The organism is Thiosulfatimonas sediminis, from assembly GCF_011398355.1.
Classification (GTDB): Bacteria; Pseudomonadota; Gammaproteobacteria; order Thiomicrospirales; family Thiomicrospiraceae; genus Thiomicrorhabdus; species Thiomicrorhabdus sediminis_A.
Genome location: NZ_AP021889.1, coordinates 125624 through 143004 on the forward strand (window position 1 = coordinate 125624; position 17381 = coordinate 143004).

General features: G+C 46.3%; 15 protein-coding genes. 9 read left to right on the forward strand and 6 right to left on the reverse strand.

Going from position 1 to position 17381, the window contains the following annotated elements; genetic code table 11:
• The first annotated feature begins 479 nt into the window (after positions 1-479).
• From HRR27_RS00535 to HRR27_RS00560, 6 genes are read left to right on the forward strand one after another with little or no spacing between them, the layout of a single operon-like run.
• Positions 480-1460, forward strand: a complete 981-nt coding sequence (locus HRR27_RS00535) for an AAA family ATPase (protein WP_173269274.1) — start codon at positions 480-482, stop codon at positions 1458-1460.
• Positions 1450-2439 carry a DUF58 domain-containing protein gene (locus HRR27_RS00540; RefSeq protein WP_173269276.1) on the forward strand — a complete coding sequence of 330 codons (990 nt, stop codon included), beginning with the start codon at positions 1450-1452 and terminating at the stop codon, positions 2437-2439. Before HRR27_RS00535 ends, HRR27_RS00540 begins: the two co-directional genes overlap by 11 nt.
• Positions 2432-2938 carry a hypothetical protein gene (locus tag HRR27_RS00545; RefSeq protein ID WP_173269278.1) on the forward strand — a complete coding sequence of 169 codons (507 nt, stop codon included), beginning with the start codon at positions 2432-2434 and terminating at the stop codon, positions 2936-2938. Before HRR27_RS00540 ends, HRR27_RS00545 begins: the two co-directional genes overlap by 8 nt.
• Positions 2928-4049: a vWA domain-containing protein gene (locus tag HRR27_RS00550; RefSeq protein WP_173269280.1), complete on the forward strand. Its 1122-nt coding sequence runs from the start codon at positions 2928-2930 to the stop codon at positions 4047-4049. The genes HRR27_RS00545 and HRR27_RS00550 overlap by 11 nt, the downstream gene beginning before the upstream one ends.
• Positions 4050-6005 (forward strand): VWA domain-containing protein, encoded by a 1956-nt coding sequence (locus HRR27_RS00555; protein WP_173269282.1) that lies wholly within the window; start codon positions 4050-4052, stop codon positions 6003-6005. It abuts the gene before it with no gap.
• Positions 5999-7474: a hypothetical protein gene (locus tag HRR27_RS00560; RefSeq protein ID WP_173269284.1), complete on the forward strand. Its 1476-nt coding sequence runs from the start codon at positions 5999-6001 to the stop codon at positions 7472-7474. Before HRR27_RS00555 ends, HRR27_RS00560 begins: the two co-directional genes overlap by 7 nt.
• Positions 7475-7817: 343 nt before the next feature.
• On the opposite strand, the gene HRR27_RS00565 is transcribed toward HRR27_RS00560, so the two are convergent.
• The 4 genes from HRR27_RS00565 to HRR27_RS00580 form a co-directional block, all read right to left on the reverse strand.
• The gene (locus HRR27_RS00565) at positions 7818-8057 is read right to left on the reverse strand and encodes a hypothetical protein (RefSeq protein ID WP_173269286.1); all 240 of its coding nucleotides are present in this window, start codon (positions 8055-8057) and stop codon (positions 7818-7820) included.
• Positions 8058-8065: 8 nt separating this feature from the next.
• Positions 8066-8491 (reverse strand): thioredoxin TrxC, encoded by a 426-nt coding sequence (gene trxC, locus HRR27_RS00570; RefSeq protein ID WP_481924027.1) that lies wholly within the window; start codon positions 8489-8491, stop codon positions 8066-8068.
• Between the two features lie 49 nt (positions 8492-8540).
• The gene (locus tag HRR27_RS00575; protein WP_173269288.1) at positions 8541-8993 is read right to left on the reverse strand and encodes a hypothetical protein; all 453 of its coding nucleotides are present in this window, start codon (positions 8991-8993) and stop codon (positions 8541-8543) included.
• 568 nt (positions 8994-9561) lie between these two features.
• The gene (locus HRR27_RS00580) at positions 9562-9918 is read right to left on the reverse strand and encodes a hypothetical protein (protein WP_173269291.1); all 357 of its coding nucleotides are present in this window, start codon (positions 9916-9918) and stop codon (positions 9562-9564) included.
• Positions 9919-10360: 442 nt separating this feature from the next.
• On the opposite strand from HRR27_RS00580, the gene HRR27_RS00585 reads away from it, so the two are divergent.
• Positions 10361-11371 carry a hypothetical protein gene (locus HRR27_RS00585; RefSeq protein ID WP_173269293.1) on the forward strand — a complete coding sequence of 337 codons (1011 nt, stop codon included), beginning with the start codon at positions 10361-10363 and terminating at the stop codon, positions 11369-11371.
• Positions 11372-11509: 138 nt separating this feature from the next.
• Positions 11510-14788: a retention module-containing protein gene (locus tag HRR27_RS00590; protein ID WP_173269295.1), complete on the forward strand. Its 3279-nt coding sequence runs from the start codon at positions 11510-11512 to the stop codon at positions 14786-14788.
• A gap of 50 nt (positions 14789-14838) precedes the next feature.
• On the opposite strand, the gene HRR27_RS00595 is transcribed toward HRR27_RS00590, so the two are convergent.
• On the reverse strand, positions 14839-15252 hold the full coding sequence (locus HRR27_RS00595) for a hypothetical protein (RefSeq protein ID WP_173269297.1): 414 nt from the start codon (positions 15250-15252) through the stop codon (positions 14839-14841).
• Positions 15253-15393: 141 nt separating this feature from the next.
• Here HRR27_RS00595 and HRR27_RS00600 point away from each other — a divergent pair, with 141 nt between their 5' ends.
• Positions 15394-15912: an adenine phosphoribosyltransferase gene (locus HRR27_RS00600; protein ID WP_173269299.1), complete on the forward strand. Its 519-nt coding sequence runs from the start codon at positions 15394-15396 to the stop codon at positions 15910-15912.
• 67 nt (positions 15913-15979) lie between these two features.
• Here the strand turns inward: HRR27_RS00600 and argH are convergent, their stop codons facing one another.
• Positions 15980-17377: an argininosuccinate lyase gene (gene argH, locus HRR27_RS00605; RefSeq protein WP_173269301.1), complete on the reverse strand. Its 1398-nt coding sequence runs from the start codon at positions 17375-17377 to the stop codon at positions 15980-15982.
• Positions 17378-17381 lie beyond the last annotated feature (4 nt).

A 17381-nucleotide genomic window follows, 5' to 3' on the forward strand; every position in this document is an offset into this window, starting at 1 on the left:
AAGGAGAGATAGAACAAGTCAATGAAGACCTATTCTGTCTCTCCCTAATCTTGACCAGTTGATTTTGGTATTTCTGGAAGAACTGGTCGAGGGCGGATTGATTTAGTTTTTAGTGTGCCATTCGCTCTGATCTAGCTATTTTAAATTTTTGAAAACCATACTTGATGATGCTCTTTACCTCTTTGTTGAGGTTTTTTTGTTTTTAAGGCTTTGATTTTACCGGGTGTTGGAAAACGAGCGCTTTAATATCGGCATGAATGTCTCTTGACTTTGGAAAGCTTCATCGCCATTCTTTTTATCTTCTTTGTCAAGTCGCGGTGTTGTTTTACCTGCTCAAGGTAAAATTCAGTGCGTGCGATGATGACGTTTTGCGTAAGTTCAGGTCTGTGTTTATTTATGCTGGCTGTCAACGTCATGCAATGAAGATTCACTTACTGTTTATACGTCGATTTATCGTCTGAATTTAAAGGGTCTATACCATGCCAGCACAAGCAGAATTTGCAGCGCTAAAACGCCATCTACAATCCGTGATTGTTGGGCAGGAGCCGCTACTTGATAAGTTAATGGTGGCGTTACTGACGGGTGGGCATGTGTTGCTAGAAGGGCCTCCGGGTTTGGCCAAAACCACGGCGGTTAAAGCCTTGGCAGAAGGGATTCACTCCAGCTTTCAACGGATTCAGTTTACTCCGGATTTAATGCCCGGTGATGTGGTTGGTTCGGATGTATTGGAAAAAGACACTGGCGCTTTGTGCTTTGTACCTGGGCCGATTTTTCACGATATTGTACTGGCGGATGAAATTAACCGTGCGCCGCCAAAAGTGCAGTCGGCCTTACTTGAAGCGATGGCTGAAAAACAGGTAACCGCGAGTGGTAAAACCCGCCCTTTACCGGAGCTTTTCTTAGTTTTGGCGACGCAAAATCCACTTGAGCAAAACGGTACATATCCTTTGCCAGAAGCGCAACTTGACCGTTTTATGCTGCATATTCTGCTCGATTACCCAAGCCCAGAAGAAGAACTGGAAATTTTACGACGCGATCGGCAGCGTCATTTTGGTGAAGATCATGCCAGTTTACACAGTGCCTTAACCCCTGCGCAGGTGATGCAAGCGCGGCATCAAGTCGCTGAGCAGTATGTTAGCGAGCCTGTCGAAGCTTATATGGTGCATTTAGTTACTGCAACGCGCCGTTTAGCAGAACTGGATAGTGCTATGCAGGATGTATTGCAAGTTGGCGCGTCACCGCGAGCATCTTTGGCATTGTTGCATGCCAGTTGTGCTTGGGCGTGGTTACAGGGTCGCGATTTTGTGACACCCGATGATGTACAGGCGATGTTGCCGGATGTGTTACGCCACCGAATTATTCTGAGCTTTAGTGCGCACGCTCATGGTTGGCACGCTGATAAAATTATTCAGCGGATTATTGAATTGGTGCAGATTCCGGTCTTGGATCATGCAAACTGAGGCATTTTTGCCGCTGAACTCAGCGCAAAGCGGTGAAATGATGGCGCAGCTTGACCAATGGCAACTGCAGCCGTATTGGAGTAAGCATCTTTCGCAGCAGCCGTTGCAAGGTGCGCAAAACAGTCGTCGACATGGGAGCGGCACGGAGTTTGCGGAAAGTCGTCCGTACACACAGGGGGATGAAATACGGCATCTGGACTGGCGCTTAATGGCGCGCAGCGGTGAGGCATTTAGCCGTCGCTTCGAGGAAACTCGGCAAGCCCAATGGTGTCTGTTAGTTGATATGCGTGCCAGTATGTGGTTTGGTACTCGTCGTCAGTTTAAAGTCACTCAAGCGCTGAAGCTGGCCGCTTTAATTGCGTGGCAGGCGCAGCAAAACCAAGCCACCTTGAAACTATGGGTTTTAAGTGAGCAAGGTTGCGTGCGCTTGTCGCTGAGTAATTTACATGGCCATTCTCTGGTGTTATCCCTCCTGAAACAGCTTAATCGTCCACAAAATACCTGGCAATCGACTGATAACAAAGCCTCGATAAGCTTGGCGCATGGCTTGGGTGAATTGTTTGTGCAAGTGGACAGTGGTAGCCGTATTTTTGTGTTAAGCGATCTGCATGATTTAAATGCAGACGATCATTTTGCCAAGCAACTTCCTATTTGGCAGCGCCGCTTGGATTTGCAATTTCTTTGGCTGTTCGACCCCGCTGAAGTGGCCTTACCGTCCGCACCAGGTTTACAGCTCGTTGGGGCCCTTGGTAAAGCGTTGCGCTTGGATCGCTCAGCCGCGCGCCAAGCTTATCAAGTTTGGGCGCAAGCGCATTTTGCGCAGTTAGAACAGGTTTTGGCACAAAGTGGCGGTCATTATGCAGCAGTGAGTACGCAGGTGGCTTTAGAGGACTTAGCGAGTGCTTATCAGCAGTTATTTATTTATCCTTTAGGTGTGCTGGCTTGGATTGGCCGTAACTCGGAGGCAGAGCATGGCTGAATTAATTGATATTCTGCCACCTATATCGCCACAATCGGTGTTGCTCACTCCGGATTTCAGTGGATGGTTATTGGGCGGATTGTTGCTGTTGGCGTGTGCGCTAATCTGGTTTTTGCTCCGTACCTCGAAGGTATGGAAACTTTGGTGGCAGTTGCGTAGATGGCAAGTTCAGGATACGCCGGAATCTCTGTGGGGATTGGTTGGAATTTTGCAACAATGGCAGATGCGCCTTCCATATTTGCCATTGGTGCACCAGCGGTCGCTACAACTCACTTTGCAGCAAATCACTTTTCTTGCCAGTCAGCGGCAACGCCTTTCAATTGCACAGCAGCAAGCCTTGGCGACAAGTCTTCGGCAGTTAAGGACCGTTTATTGGCGGATCATCTTTAGCGGCTTCTTGTGCCGTTTGCAACGTCCTTTTTTAAAGGGATGGTCGCGTTTACAACCGCTGCGTTCGCGCTTAGTTGCTAAGCCTGAGGAGACAACGCATGAGCGCTGAGTTCTCACCGTTACTTGATTGGTGGCACAGTTGGCACTTTGCCGAGCCACAATTTTTAGGGTTGGTGATATTGCTGCCAGGCTTGTGGCTAATGGCTTTGTTAAAACCGCAAGGCTTACTGGATTGGCAAGATTGGCACTTTGCTAAAGTGCTTAGTGCACGGCATAGCTTGTTGGCGCAGATGCCGTCAGGTAGAGCGCCGGTCTCTGCCGTAACAACTCGGAATACGCCGATTAAATTTTGGCAAAGTGCCATTTTACAACTGCTGCGCAGCTTGCTGTTACTCAGTTTGATTGTGGCCTTGGCGCAACCGCAACAGCCACTGCCGCCAGAACCACAGGCGCAGCAGAAAACCGTGCGCGACCTTCTGTTTGTGGTCGAATCATCGGCCTCTTTTTTGTTAAATGATTATCAGCAAAACGGGCAACCACAAACTCGCATGGACGCGGTAAAACAGGTATTGGATCAATTTATGCGCGAACTGCCCGGCAATCGGTTTGCGATTACGGTCTACGCGGAAAGTGCTTTTAATTTGATGGCGCTCAGTGGCGATCAGCAAGCAGCACGCTTGTATTTGCAACGCCTACGCCCTTATTTGGCCGGACGCAGTGATGAGGCGATGGCAGAGGCTTTAGGCTTAGCTCTTAAGCAAACGCAGCAGGGCAGCTTGCTGGTTGCGAATCCAGAGCAGCGTAAGCGAGTGTTGATTCTAATCAGTGATGGCGATAATCAGCCAAGCCGTCTGCCGGTGCAGCAGGCGATTGATTATGCGCAATTATTGGGGGTGCCAATTTATACCATTGGGGTTGGTTCAACGTCAAAGGCGGCTGATACTCGGCAATTTCGAGGCCTGTTATATCAACCTTTGAAAGCGGAACTTTTGCAGCAAATTGCTGCGCAAACCAATGCTGCCTATTACCAAATCGGCAGTGGTCAAGAGCTGCAATCGGTACTGCAAAAAATCGATCAGGCGGAAGGTGTCCCATGGCAAGCACCACCGCAAGAAACCGGTTATCAAGCGATTTATTGGCAGTTTTTGCCCTTAACGTTAGGGCTGTTTGCAGCCTATCTGCTGTTACTGCTGATTTTTAAACCGCAGGAGGCGTTCTGAGTGAACGGATTAGAGTTCTTGGCTTGGCGTCAGCCTGAATGGTTGTGGGCACTGTTCTTACCCCTTTTATTGTTGGTTTGGCGTTGGTGGCGGCAAAGAGCCAGTCAGCAAGTTTATGCTGACCCGCATCTATGGCCCTTACTGAAATTGCAATTTTCAGGACGATTGACTGAGCGCGTGCGGTGGCGTTTTTCGCCTTTGCTTGGTCTATTGTTGGCGTGGGGTTGTTTGGTGATTGCTCTGGCTGGGCCGAAAATCTATCAACACGCTGAGCAGAGTAGCCGTTTGCAGGGTGTGGATATTATGCTGGTGATGGATTTATCCCGTTCGATGCTGATTACTGAGCAGCCGCAAGTCACCCGTTTTGAACAAGCCAAACTGTTGGCTGAAAGTTTTAGCAAGCAGTTGCAGCCGCAAGATCGTATCGGTTTATTAGCGTTTGCTGGCAGTGCGCATCTGGTTAGTCCACTGGTTTTTGATAAGTCGTTAATCGTGCAAGATTTGCAGCAATTGGCGCCAGGGATGTTACCGTTGGATGGCTCTTGGCTGGAGCCGGCGATTTTGCAAGCTTTGCAACATCTGCGACTCAATCAATTTGTGCAAGACCAGCGGCAACAGATAAGCAAGCGTGCCAAGGCGGTAGTGGTTTTCAGTGATGGCGCAGCGCCCTTTTTACAGCCAATTGCTTTGCCGCAACATTTAAATGGGCTGCCTTTACAAGAGTGGCTTGAGGATGACAGTACGCAGTTGTGGATGCTTGGTATCGGGTCTTTGGATGCAAAGCCAGTGCCGGATACTCGGCAGCCTTCTGGATGGATGCATTTTCAGGGTTTGCCAGTCACCTCGCCTTTGCAAGAGCAGAGTTTGCAGCAATGGGCGGCGCGCGCTAAAAATGGCGTTTATTGGCGATCGGATGGCAATTTGAGTTTTTTACAGCAGCAGTTACAGACGTTGCGTGCTACATCGCAAGCACAAACCCTGCAAACCCAGCAGGCGGTGTGGTGGGATATCGCCCCTTGGTTTATCGCGTTGGCGTTGTTGTTTTTGTTGGCGGCTATTGCTCCTTATGCGTTGTGGTTATTGTTGTTGTGTGCTTTGTTTTTGGGGGTTCAGAAGGCGTTCGCCGCCGAGGTTGGGTTGAGTGATGAACAGCAGGCGTTTGAGTTGTATCAAGCGCAGGAATTTGTTGCGGCACAGCAAGAATATGTGGCGTTGAGCGCTCATTTGGGAGCGGTGCCCTCAGCATATCCGGCTTGGTTTGGGGCAGGTTCTGCGGCTTATAAAGCGCAAGATTATGTTGGCGCGGTGCGTTATTTGCAGCAGGCGGCATGGTTGGCCGAAACCGATAGTGCCCGCGCGGATGCCTTGTTTAATCTTGGTAACGCCTATTTAAAAGGCAATTTGCCAGAGTTTGCAGTTGAGTCTTATCAGCAAGCGTTAATGTATAAAAATCCATTTCCTCAAGCGGAACATAATCTTAAAATTGCTCTGCAGCGCCATGCTCAACAGGTGGCGAATCGAGAATCAGGAGACCCTTCTGGTGATGATGCTCAGGGTGAAAATCGCGGTAAAGGTCGTCAGCAAGACGGGGCATTTTATGGCGGCCAAAAACCGAATAATTCGCAGTCCGATGAAGCTGGTGTTGGCGCTGATGGGGATGCCTTAGGTGGAGATCGTAGTGGCGAGACGCCCCCTTTACCGCAGCAGACCGATTATCGAAATTATCAATTAACGCAGGATACGTTAAGTCTTCAAACGCAGAGAGGTGTTGACTCCATAGCTGGGGAGATTATGCATCAGCAGTTGCAGTTGAAAAATGCCGAGCAGTTTGCTGGTGAATTGGCGACTTTGCAAAATCAGCAGCAGCGTTTATTGAAGCGTCTTTTTGAGGCCGAAGCGGGCTTTCATGCCGAACAGCAAACATCGCATACGATTCCGGGGATTCAACCATGGTAAGTCGATTCCGCTGGGTTTACTTATGGCTGTTTTGTATGGGCGTGATTTTCAGTTGGCAGCCGGCAAAGGCTGCGGTGGTAAGCGTCAGCGATAGACAAATTCAACTGGGTGAGGCTTTGCATTTGCAAGTGCGCGCTTCGTCTGGTGAATCACTGCAAAAGGTGTTAGCGGATTTGCCTTGGCAGCAATGGCAAGAAGATTTTATAGTGCAGCAACATTCGTACAGCAGCGATCGTGCAACCTATTACCTTTATCCCTATCAAGTTGGTCCGTTTGAGCTGGTTCCGAGTGTGCATTTTACAGGGAAAAAAGGGGTGGTTTTGCCTAACTCAATGGTGAATATTGAGTGGCAAAAAGGGGTGGAGTCGTCAGTATTTCAGCGTCAATCTTGGCCATGGCGTGCGCAGATTCGTCTTGCAGATAGTGGCTTGCGGGTTTCATTGGAGGCATTCATCGGTGGTGATTGGCAAAAAAATCCTCTCGGATTAGGTGTTTCGTTTGGGCAGCAAAGTTTATTGAGCGGTGAAATTGTCGGTGAGTTGGCAAGTTGGTATCAATGGCAACCTTTGTTAGCCGAAGAGCTCAACTTACAGGCGCAACCGCAACGATTCTATTCTCCTGTTGTGGTGGTGCAGCAGCCTAATTCAAATCGACCTTGGAAGTTTTTTGATCGTCCACTGGATTTAATGATTAAGCCTTTACCAAGTTTTTTGCCGCCGCAGGTTTTGTTGGGGCATTTGTCTTTGCAACCGCAAGCCGTTCCATTTTGGGGCATGCAAGGAGACCTGTTGTATTGGCAATGGCAGGTGTCGGGTGCCCAAATGAGCCAAGCCGAGTTTATTGTTGCGATGCAACAGTTGTTAGCGGAACAACCGAAAAACTCGGAGTTTGAATGGTTTGCACCAACGATTGAGTTTTCCCAAACTTCGCAGAGTCAAGCGCAGGTGAGGATTCCAATGCGGTTGCAGGGTACGGGTAAGATTCTTTTGCCGCGCTGGCAATGGCGTTATTTTGATTTGCAAAGCGGAAAATTGGCCGTGCAGCAAGCGCCGCAACAGCAGATTTGGGTGTTGGCAGCTTGGCAGCAGTATAGTGTGTTTGCAGCGGCAGTTGGCTTGGTTGTAAGTGGTGTGCTGTTATTTTTTATGGTGTTGCGTTTTTATTGGTTGCGTTGGCAGTTATTGAATTGGCTAAAGCATCAAGAGAATCCAGCGCTACTGGCGCCTGAACTTTGGCGGGCGAGTGCACGTTTGTTGGCGCAGCCGGTGATGCAGAGTTGGCGAGCTTGGCAACAACAGGTGAAGGCAACCGATGCGTTACGCGAAAGGCTTGAAAAATCGGCTTATAGTCGTGCGTCGGATGGGGCATGGCGTGAAGAATTATTTGCCCAATTTAAGCACCGCCAATTTAGTCTGGCAACGTTTAAAAACTATATCAAGTGGTTGATTAAGGTTTTGCAAAGAGCTTAAACAAGGATCAAAATCCAATTGGTTTTAGTTTAGGGAGACACTGAATAAGTCCAAATGACTTCAGGCATAGAAGCGTTTAGCTGAGCAAGGCAGATGTTTTTAGCCATGTTTAGACCTGACAAAAACAGGTAACACAGCGCATTTCAAAGCCCCTACGTGAGCGGCTTACAGGTAACTTCGTCGTTGCGCTTTCCGTCCATCACTTTGGCTATGTATTTCGAAGCAAACCTAGAATTTACTCCTTGTAAGAGCTTGCTGAGGTCAACGAGGGCTTATTCTGCGTCTCCTTAGGTGAAAAATTGACGTCTCGTAGAATTTTTCAAGCCAGGTACTGTCTTTGTTCTTAAAAATCTTTCATCACTTTGCGGTATTTTTGCCAAGCAATAAACAGTGCATAGCTGCTGAAAGCGAGCATGATTGACCAGCCGGCATAAGCCAATCCATTTGAAAAACTGTTTTCACGCACTAAGCTGGGGATAATCAATAAAATCCCCAAAAAAATCCCGATTGAAGCGGTTTTCCAGGCAATTTTTAGAATGCTGTTGCGCAGCAGTTTTTTGTGTTCGGCTGAGCCAAGTTCCATGGTTTTTCCTAAATATGTTGGTTAACCCATTGGGTGAAATTACTAAGATCCATTGCGCCAGAAATTCGAGTGATTTCTTTTCCACCTTGAAAAATCGCTAGGGTTGGAATAGAGCGAATACCATACTGCATGGCTAATTGTTGTTCTGTTTCGGTATTAATTTTAATCAAGCGTGCTTTCGGTTCGAGCTGAACTGCAGCCTGTGCGAAGACCGGCGCAAAGCCTTGGCAAGGCCCACACCAAGGTGCCCAAAAATCAACGATTAAAGGTTGATCGGTTTTTTGCATAGCACGATTAAACTGCTCTTGGTTCATTTCTAATGGTTTGCCGGTAAACAATGGTTGTTTGCATTTTGCACATTTTGGCGCTTGCTGGATTTTCTCGTCAGCCACTCGATTTAGGCCGCCACAGTGAGGACACATGGTAATCATCATAAACTCCTTAATAACCTATGTTTGCTATATGGCGACATTTTGTTATTTTTCAAGTTAGCCAGTCCGGCTTCGGGCTTGGATTTTTACTGGCAGTAAATCCTTGTTCCACAAAACCGTGCAGGGTTAAATCGTGGCAATGTATCAGTTCGATTAACTTAGGGTCATCACTGGTCAGTATCGCTTCGATGCCGTTATCAAGCATTCGATATTCCATTTGCATCTGATCTTTATATTCAAATAAAGCGGCAAACAGCGGATCCCAAGAACGAATCGCGCGGCCTTTTGCAAAGCGCTTTTCCATGCCGACAACGTGTTGCTGAAGGATCTCAACCAATTCTGGTGTGGCGGCAGTGGTTTGTGCCTTAATACCGTTGGGTAGTCGAAAGGTTTGTCTTTGTAGTAAGGTGTGCTGTTCTAGTAACTGTTTGAATAGCGCTTGATCGTGCCGATGTTCGGCGTCTGAGCCGCGTCCAAAGCGATAAGTATGTTCTGAATCTTGCATTGGTGAATCCTGTAAACAAGTGAGAAGCAAATCGTGCATAAACTCAGGCGGTTAGGCTGAGAGAGCAGAGAATCGCGCCTGTTTGAGACCTGGAAAATTTTTTGGATGAATTTTGTATTGCTTATTCTAAATAAAAAAAGCGCAGTAATTGGCCTTACTGCGCTTAATTCAACTGAGGAGCATTCAAGTTTGCAATTAGGGGATGCAAACTTGAAAAAAGACTATAGAGACTTAGCCAACTAAATTAAAAAAAATAATCTATCTAATAAAGTTGTGATTAGTTTACGGGTTATTTTGCAAACAAAGAATGAATGAAAATTGAAAGACAATTGAGGAATGTTTAATTGCTTATAGGGGTATTATTTTTTTTAATCACTGAAGCTTGCACGTAGCGGCTTTGAAAAATTTAACTGCGCGGTATTATTGCCTGTTTTTGCAAGATTTCGAGATGACAAGAAACCAACTTTTGTTCAGCTAGGTTCTTCACTCTCTGAGTGATTAACCACTTAAATTTGCGTCTTATTTAATACAACGTACATTCGCTTAGGTTCTAAACCGCTTATAAAAATTAGCTGTTACGCTCACCACGTTCTTCGCTTACCGGACTGGTTTCATTCATCAAATAGTTAGCTTGATTTTGTAGGCTACTCGCATACGTCATGCCGCTGCTGGTTTGATTGCCGTTGATTGAAGTTTGGCTTGTAGTATCACGGCTTTGCACGGTTTGTTGTGGATTTAGAGCCAAATAATCAGTAACCGGAGCGGCTGTTCCTGAACTAAGAGTAACCGTTGTTGAGCTTGCCGCCGAATTGACGGAACCACTTTGCGATGAGCTATCTGCTGCAGCTGGTTTACGCATTGATAAGTCTTGCGTAGCCTGCATACTCATTAGAGCGGAAGATGTTGTAGGGTTAATTGTGTTCATAGTTAACCTCTTTCAGAGTTGTCTAAATACTTCTAATAGATTAACAAATATCCACAAAAAAAGCACTGCTATGAAAATGCGCATTATGTAAAAGATATTTTGCAATTTAATGATTCGATTTTTTATTGGATCTTTTAGAAAAAAAGAAATAAGCATCTCGTTATATTTATGGGCTTAAACTACCTATAAGAAATTTCTAAAATTAAGCTAAGTAATTGAATAATAAATAAAATATTGGATTTTCCCTAGAGTAAAAGAATGTTTCAGTAAAAAATGTTTACAACCTGTACCGATGGACAGTAGAGGTGCTTTACCTAAGACGGTAAGATAAGCACCAATCTCGAAAGAGAAAGGCTTAAAGCCTTCAAAATACGCCTGATAGATAAAACAAAATGACGGCTTTTCGAGCGTTTAAAATAATAATTACTCGGAGTAAATACTCATGGCAACTGAACTACTACTTAACAACGTACTGGGTGACAAATTGTTTGGTGATATCAATACTTTTGATTCAACGGATGATTCAACTCGCATGGATACCGCTATGTTGGGCCTAATTGGCATTTTAAATACGAAAGCTGGTTTCGGTTACAAAGGCGCTACGGCTGGCGATGGAACAACCAACGTTAACGATTTTGTTAAGTTAATGACCAAAACGCTGCCTTTTGGCGATGCGATTTTTTATTTTAACAACCAGTTTTCACCAAGCAACGAATTGCTAAACCAAGGTGTTGCGATAATTAAATCTTTGCCATTTGCACAAGATGTAATTCTGCCGATGCTTTCTCCGGCCGCAACGCAAGATGAATTTGGTGGTGACGCTTTGGGCGCTGGTGTTGGCCATCTGAAATCTTTCCCAACGCTTGAGCCAATTGTTTCTGAAGTGATTGTTAATCTACACAATGATCCGCTTTTGGGCGACCAAGTCTCAATTGCGACTGCGTTTTTGCATGACTTCTCTTTCCTAGGTAACTTGATTGGCGGAACCATTCCTGCAGGTAATGCGTTAAGTTCAAATGATGGTACTGGCCACGATACGCTAGACGTAATGGTTGCATTCGCTAAGAAAATTCCGGTTGCTGGTGATGTCGTTGATACGATTATTCCGGATGTTTTCCCGAACGCACTAGGTGGCGACGTCCAAGCATTTGCAGGGTTGTTACATGATGTAATTCCTGGTTACACCACTGCGGATGCGTTAATCGGTAATGATGGTTTCTTTACCAATTTAATGGCCGGTGATTTGAACGCAGACAAGCTTTTCGAGGTTGTCGATATTATCGTTGATGCTGCGCCTGATGAACTAGGTGGCCTACTAGGCGGTTCTGGCGTTCTTTCTGTTGCTTCTTTGGGTGGTTCAGGTTCAGGTTCGGCAGACGCTGGAATCCTGGGTATCATTAACCTTGGCTCCAACTCAGCTCTTAGCTTAGATTCATTGACTCTTTTAGGTTAATTCTTCTTGTCAATTCTCTCGGTGTTAGCCGAGAGGATTTTGCTCGCAACCTTTGCCCAAGGGTTGCTAGCAAAGTACAAAAAAACAATATAAGAATTAATTTTATAAAAAAACAATAAAAAATTTTGGAGAGAAGAGATGGCTATTCAAGTTGGAACGGTTAAGTCGATTACCGGCGTTGTTAAGGCGATTGACCCAGAAACTGGCGTTGAGCGAATTCTGACTGCAGGCAGTCCAGTTTTTCAAGGTGAGCGCATTGAGACAATGAACGCTTCTAGTTTATTAATCGACATGAAAAATGGCGAATTAGTGACTTTAGGCAGCACAACGATTTTGATATTAAATGATGATGTGGTTCCTGCAAATGCCGCTAGTGATGAGGCAGCAGTTCCAAAAGGCACCTTAGATGCAATGTTGGCAGCAGGTCAACTTAACATCGATAACTTGGATTTAAATGAATTAGAAGCGACTGCAGCCGGTGAGGAAGGTAGCGCCAATGAAGGTGGTGTTACTATTGCTCGTTTGGGCTTGGAAGGAAGTGTGACATCCGGTTTTGACACTAACGGTCTGGGTGGTGGTGTTGCGCAAGTTGCGGAAGATGCGATCTTACTTGGCGGTGGTTCCTTTACCCCTCCAGATTCTAATAACACGCCGCCAAATGCGATTATTACTGATAACGGAAGCCGTTTAATTGGTTTAGTTGGTGCTGATCAAGCACAAGGCAATACAGGGACTGGAAGCCTAAGCCAAGCAGGTATTTTGGATTTAGGTGGTTTGCTCTCAATCTCTGGTAGTCTGAATACCGAGAGTTCGGCTTCATCACCATTATTTGGCGGTCAAGGTAACACCTTACTTGAGCTAGGTGCGTTAGATGTTGTCAACTATCAGCCTAAAAAAGAGTTTATCGCTGAAGACAAAGAAGACGAAATTCAACAAACTGAGATGAGCATTGATAATGGTGTTGGTCAAGACCTGCTGGGCTTGAGCAAAGTCATCGGTAACAATGAATTTGATGCGCCAGAGAATGACTCTACCCATAACTACGATGTTAGCGATGATGGTCAAACTGTAACAGTATCTCGTAAAGATGGTCGTCCGATGACTGAAGACGAAGCCAACGCAGCCATGTCGAATGTTGAAATTAAAGACACGAGCGTACTTGGATCACTGCTTTCTTCCGGGGTCATTATTGGCGGAACCTATGGTTTATCTGTTACAGATGCTGGCGGCTTAAATGCGAGCACACTACAGCGCCAGTTTTTGGATGTGAATCTCCTTCAAAATGGCACCAATGATGGGCTTGGTGGCTTGGTTGATGTGCCTCTATTGAATGTTTTAGATCCGGTCACAGGAATGCTTGACGATGCCCTTGGTAATACCGACGAGCAGCTTCTTAACACAGTTGGTGATGTCTTAGATACGGTTGATAGTGTTACCGATGTTCTTGATCCTGTCTTAACGCCGGTCGGGGATATACTTAATGAAGTAGGTAATTTGGTTACAGGTCTAACCGATAGCTTAGGTAAGCAAACCCCATTAGGCGATCCGATGTTGGGTGAAACGCTGGCAGACGGATTAAATCAAGGCTTGCAGCCATTAGTCGATGCAGGTTCTATTACAGAAGGTTTACTGGATGGATTGAACGTCGATCCGGGACTTGGGTTGACGGATAACCTGCTAGGCGGAGAGCCTGATGAGGAGATCACGGCCGGCTTAGTGGACGACATTGTTGACCAAGTCACTGACGTAGTGGATGATTTGACGGCAGGATTGGGTCTACCGACAGACACTGAAAACTTAGACGATGGTTTGAATGCGGTGACCACCGATGTGGACGACTTGCTGAACGGTGATCAGGATCTGCAACAAGTGCTTGGTAGCTTGTTGGGCGGCGAGCCGGACGAAGCGATTAAGCAAGGTTCAGCAGACCAAGTGGTTGATGGCGTCACCGATGTTGTTGACGACCTCACGGCAGGATTGGGTCTACCGACAGACACTGAAAACTTAGACGATGGTTTGAATGCGGTGACCACCGATGTGGACGACTTGCTGAACGGTGATCAGGATCTGCAACAAGTGCTTGGTAGCTTGTTGGGCGGCGAGCCGGACGAAGCGATTAAGCAAGGTTCAGCAGACCAAGTGGTTGATGGCGTCACCGATGTTGTTGACGACCTCACGGCAGGATTGGGTCTACCGACAGACACTGAAAACTTAGACGATGGTTTGAATGCGGTGACCACCGATGTGGACGACTTACTGAACGGTGATCAGGATCTGCAACAAGTGCTTGGTAGCTTGTTGGGCGGCGAGCCGGACGAAGCGATTAAGCAAGGTTCAGCAGACCAAGTGGTTGATGGCGTCACCGATGTTGTTGACGACCTCACGGCAGGATTGGGTCTACCGACGGATACGGAAAATCTGGACGACGGTTTGAATGCGGTGACCACCGATGTTGACGACCTGTTGCAAGGCGAGCAAGAGTTGCAACAAGTGTTGGGTAGCTTACTTGGCGGAGAGCCAGGTGCAGAGATTACACAAGGTTCTGCTGACCAAGTTGTGGATGGCGTCACCGATGTTGTTGACGACCTCACGGCAGGATTGGGTCTACCGACGGATACGGAAAATCTGGACGACGGTTTGAATGCGGTGACCACCGATGTTGACGACCTGTTGCAAGGCGAGCAAGAGTTGCTACAAGTGGTGGGTAGCTTACTTGGCGGAGAGCCAGGTGCAGAGATTACACAAGGTTCTGCTGACCAAGTTGTGGATGGTGCAACTGACGTAGTGGATGATTTGACGGCAGGATTGGGTCTTCCGACGGACAGTGAAAATCTGGACGACGGTTTGAATGCGGTGACCACCGATGTTGACGACCTGTTGCAAGGCGAGCAAGAGTTGCTACAAGTGGTGGGTAGCTTACTTGGCGGAGAGCCAGGTGCAGAGATTACACAAGGTTCTGCTGACCAAGTTGTGGATGGTGCAACTGACGTAGTGGATGATTTGACGGCAGGATTGGGTCTACCGACAGACACTGAAAACTTAGACGATGGTTTGAATGCAGTGACAACCGATGTTGACGACCTGCTGCAAGGCGAGCAATCGCTTGATGAAGCCATTGGTAGTCTTCTAGGTGGCAATTCAGATCAAGGTACAGCAGGTTCGGTTGACCAATTGGTTGATGGCGTTACTGACTTAATCGGAGATGATGGCCTAGGCTTAGTTGACGATAATTCGTTGGATGATTTGTTCAATGACACGACAACTATTGTTAGCGATTTGTTGGGTGGAACGGCTCCACAAGTTGAAAATGAAAGCAGCAATGGTGACAATAATACATCGGTGAGCAACGATTTATTAAGCTTGAATTTGGTGACAGATTTGGGTGATAACATTAATAATCTGCTTGGCGGTTTTTAATATAGGCTGATTGTTTTATTGCATAAAAAACCCGCTAATGCGGGTTTTTTTTATTTGTGTTTAATTTGCACGAGTTGAGCCAGTTTTAAGAGCCAAAAACTTAATTTTGGAGTTTGTGAGTGCTGCACGCTGATGACTTCGTTCAAATGATTTTCAGTTAAAGGTTTGCCTAAAACAGTACAGGCGGTTTTCATTAGATAAACCATTTCGTGAATGCTGTAATGTTCATCCACTTTTAGATAACTCAGTTTAGCGATGATTGCGGCTTGCAGTGCTAATGGCCACTCTTCCGCGTGAACGCGATATTTTTCCAATAAAAATTTATCCGGCTCGTGCGATTGCCACAAAGTTAACATACGGTCTAAGGAAACCGTGGTAAACAGGTGCATGACTAAGTCTCTGGAATTACCTGGTAGCGCATCGCGTAGGCTAAATTCGTAATTGCCATCATCATGTAACATCATTGCGACCTCGTTTGTTTCTTTTAATCCGTCTAAAATGGTTAAAATGCCTGCTATTAGCTTAGCGGTTTTCTGCAATAAAAGAAAATCTTCTGAAAGCGGATATTTTTAAATTGTCACTTTATTCTTAATACAGAGAGTTCTATGTCACAACATCCATTAGCCCAATATTTAGCGCAAGTACCCGATTTTCCAAAGCCAGGCATTTTGTTTAGCGATATTTCGCCACTCTTAAAAACCCGTTTCAACGAGACAATCGATGCGATGAGCGAGCTTTTCAGTCAGGAGGAGTGGGCGAACATAGATTGTTTAGCGGGCATTGAATCGCGTGGTTTCATTTTTGCAGCCGCTTTGGCCTATAAACACAATAAAGGCTTTATTAAAGTGCGTAAGCCCGGTAAGTTGCCAAATGTACACGCCTCAATCGAATATGGATTGGAATATGGCAGTGATAAATTAGAAATGCAAAAAGGCGATGGCAGTCGGATTGTTTTGCTGGATGATTTAATCGCCACGGGCGGCTCGATGGGCGCGGCGGCACAGCTTTGTGAACAGGTGGGGTATGAGGTTATTGGGATGGCGTGCCTGATTGATTTAAAAGCATTGAATAGTTTTGTTTATAAAGACATGGCAGTGCGTTCCGTTATTCAATTTCACGATTGATGCGCTTAATTTTTAACAGGCTTTAAATTAAAAACCCGCTCTAAACAGCGGGTTTTTGTTAAGCATATTATTGCGCTGCTAAATAGTCTTTAGCCCGCTCTACAGCGGCGCGGACTTGATTTGGCGCCGTGCCGCCGAAATGATTACGCGCAGCGACCGAACCTTCTAAGGTCAGCACTTCATAGACGTCTTCGGTGATTTGGTCGCAGAAACCTTGCAAAGTTTCTAGTGACATTTCCGAAAGGTCTTGCCCTGTTTTAATCCCATGCGCTACGGCTAGACCGACTACTTCGTGTGAATCTCGGAAAGCCAAACCTTTGCCGACTAGGTAATCGGCTAAATCGGTAGCGGTAGAAAAGCCGCGTTTGGCTGCTTCGTAGGTAATGTCTTTTTTGACCAATATCGCAGGAACCATATCGGCAAAAGCACGCAAGCTCCCTCTCACCGTATCCACCGTGTCGAATAGGGGCTCTTTGTCCTCTTGATTATCTTTGTTGTACGCTAAAGGTTGCGATTTCATCAAGGTCAAAAGGCTCATTAAATGCCCGTAAACTCGACCGGTTTTTCCGCGCACTAATTCTGGAACATCTGGGTTTTTCTTCTGGGGCATGATTGAGGAGCCGGTACAGAAGCGATCCGGTAGGTCGATAAACTGGAACTGTGCCGATGACCAAAGCACCAATTCTTCTGAAAAGCGTGATAAGTGCATCATTAACGTTGCGGCAAAATGGGTAAACTCAATCGCGAAATCTCGGTCAGAAACGCCATCTAAAGAGTTTTCGCTGACGCGTTCAAAATGAAGCAATTCGGCAGTATAGTGGCGATCAATCGGATAGGTTGTGCCGGCCAATGCTGCTGAGCCAAGTGGTAAGGTGTTGACGCGTTTACGGCAGTCGTGCAAGCGCTCGACATCGCGTTTAATCATTTCAAACCAAGCCAGCATATGGTGTCCGAAAGTGACTGGTTGTGCGGTTTGTAAATGGGTGAAACCTGGCATGATGGTATCGGCTTCGCGTTCTGCCAACATCACTAAACCTTCCTGTAGGCGCTTTAGTTCCGGCAAAATTTGATCGATTTCATCACGGATATACAGACGAATATCGGTGGCAACTTGGTCGTTACGCGAGCGACCGGTGTGCAGTTTTTTGCCGGTAATGCCTATAAGCGCGGTTAAGCGCGCTTCGATGTTCATGTGAATGTCTTCTTGTTTAATCGACCAGTTAAAATCACCCGCTTCAATTTCTGCCTGCACTTGGCTTAGGCCGCGTTGAATATCTTGCAACTCTTGTTGATTAAGAATGCCGACTTTATTGAGCATGGTTGCGTGCGCAATCGAGCCTTGAATGTCTTGTTTATACATTCGTTTGTCAAACATGATTGAGGCGGTAAAGGCTTCGACAAAGGCATCTGTTGATTCGCTAAAGCGAGCGCTGGAAAGTTTTTCTTGGTTGTGTTGGTTGCTCATATCT

Excerpts from the sequence above, each read along its gene's own strand:
- HRR27_RS00545 (WP_173269278.1), top strand. The coding sequence starts at position 2,432 with ATGGCTGAATTAATTGATATTCTGCCACCTATATCGCCACAATCGGTG.
- HRR27_RS00565 (WP_173269286.1), bottom strand. The coding sequence starts at position 8,057 with ATGGAACTTGGCTCAGCCGAACACAAAAAACTGCTGCGCAACAGCATT.
- HRR27_RS00540 (WP_173269276.1), top strand. The coding sequence starts at position 1,450 with ATGCAAACTGAGGCATTTTTGCCGCTGAACTCAGCGCAAAGCGGTGAA.
- HRR27_RS00585 (WP_173269293.1), top strand. The coding sequence starts at position 10,361 with ATGGCAACTGAACTACTACTTAACAACGTACTGGGTGACAAATTGTTT.
- argH (WP_173269301.1), bottom strand. The coding sequence starts at position 17,377 with ATGAGCAACCAACACAACCAAGAAAAACTTTCCAGCGCTCGCTTTAGC.
- trxC (WP_481924027.1), bottom strand. The coding sequence starts at position 8,491 with ATGATGATTACCATGTGTCCTCACTGTGGCGGCCTAAATCGAGTGGCT.
- HRR27_RS00580 (WP_173269291.1), bottom strand. The coding sequence starts at position 9,918 with ATGAACACAATTAACCCTACAACATCTTCCGCTCTAATGAGTATGCAG.
- HRR27_RS00575 (WP_173269288.1), bottom strand. The coding sequence starts at position 8,993 with ATGCAAGATTCAGAACATACTTATCGCTTTGGACGCGGCTCAGACGCC.
- HRR27_RS00560 (WP_173269284.1), top strand. The coding sequence starts at position 5,999 with ATGGTAAGTCGATTCCGCTGGGTTTACTTATGGCTGTTTTGTATGGGC.
- HRR27_RS00600 (WP_173269299.1), top strand. The coding sequence starts at position 15,394 with ATGTCACAACATCCATTAGCCCAATATTTAGCGCAAGTACCCGATTTT.
- HRR27_RS00595 (WP_173269297.1), bottom strand. The coding sequence starts at position 15,252 with ATGATGTTACATGATGATGGCAATTACGAATTTAGCCTACGCGATGCG.
- HRR27_RS00550 (WP_173269280.1), top strand. The coding sequence starts at position 2,928 with ATGAGCGCTGAGTTCTCACCGTTACTTGATTGGTGGCACAGTTGGCAC.
- HRR27_RS00535 (WP_173269274.1), top strand. The coding sequence starts at position 480 with ATGCCAGCACAAGCAGAATTTGCAGCGCTAAAACGCCATCTACAATCC.
- HRR27_RS00590 (WP_173269295.1), top strand. The coding sequence starts at position 11,510 with ATGGCTATTCAAGTTGGAACGGTTAAGTCGATTACCGGCGTTGTTAAG.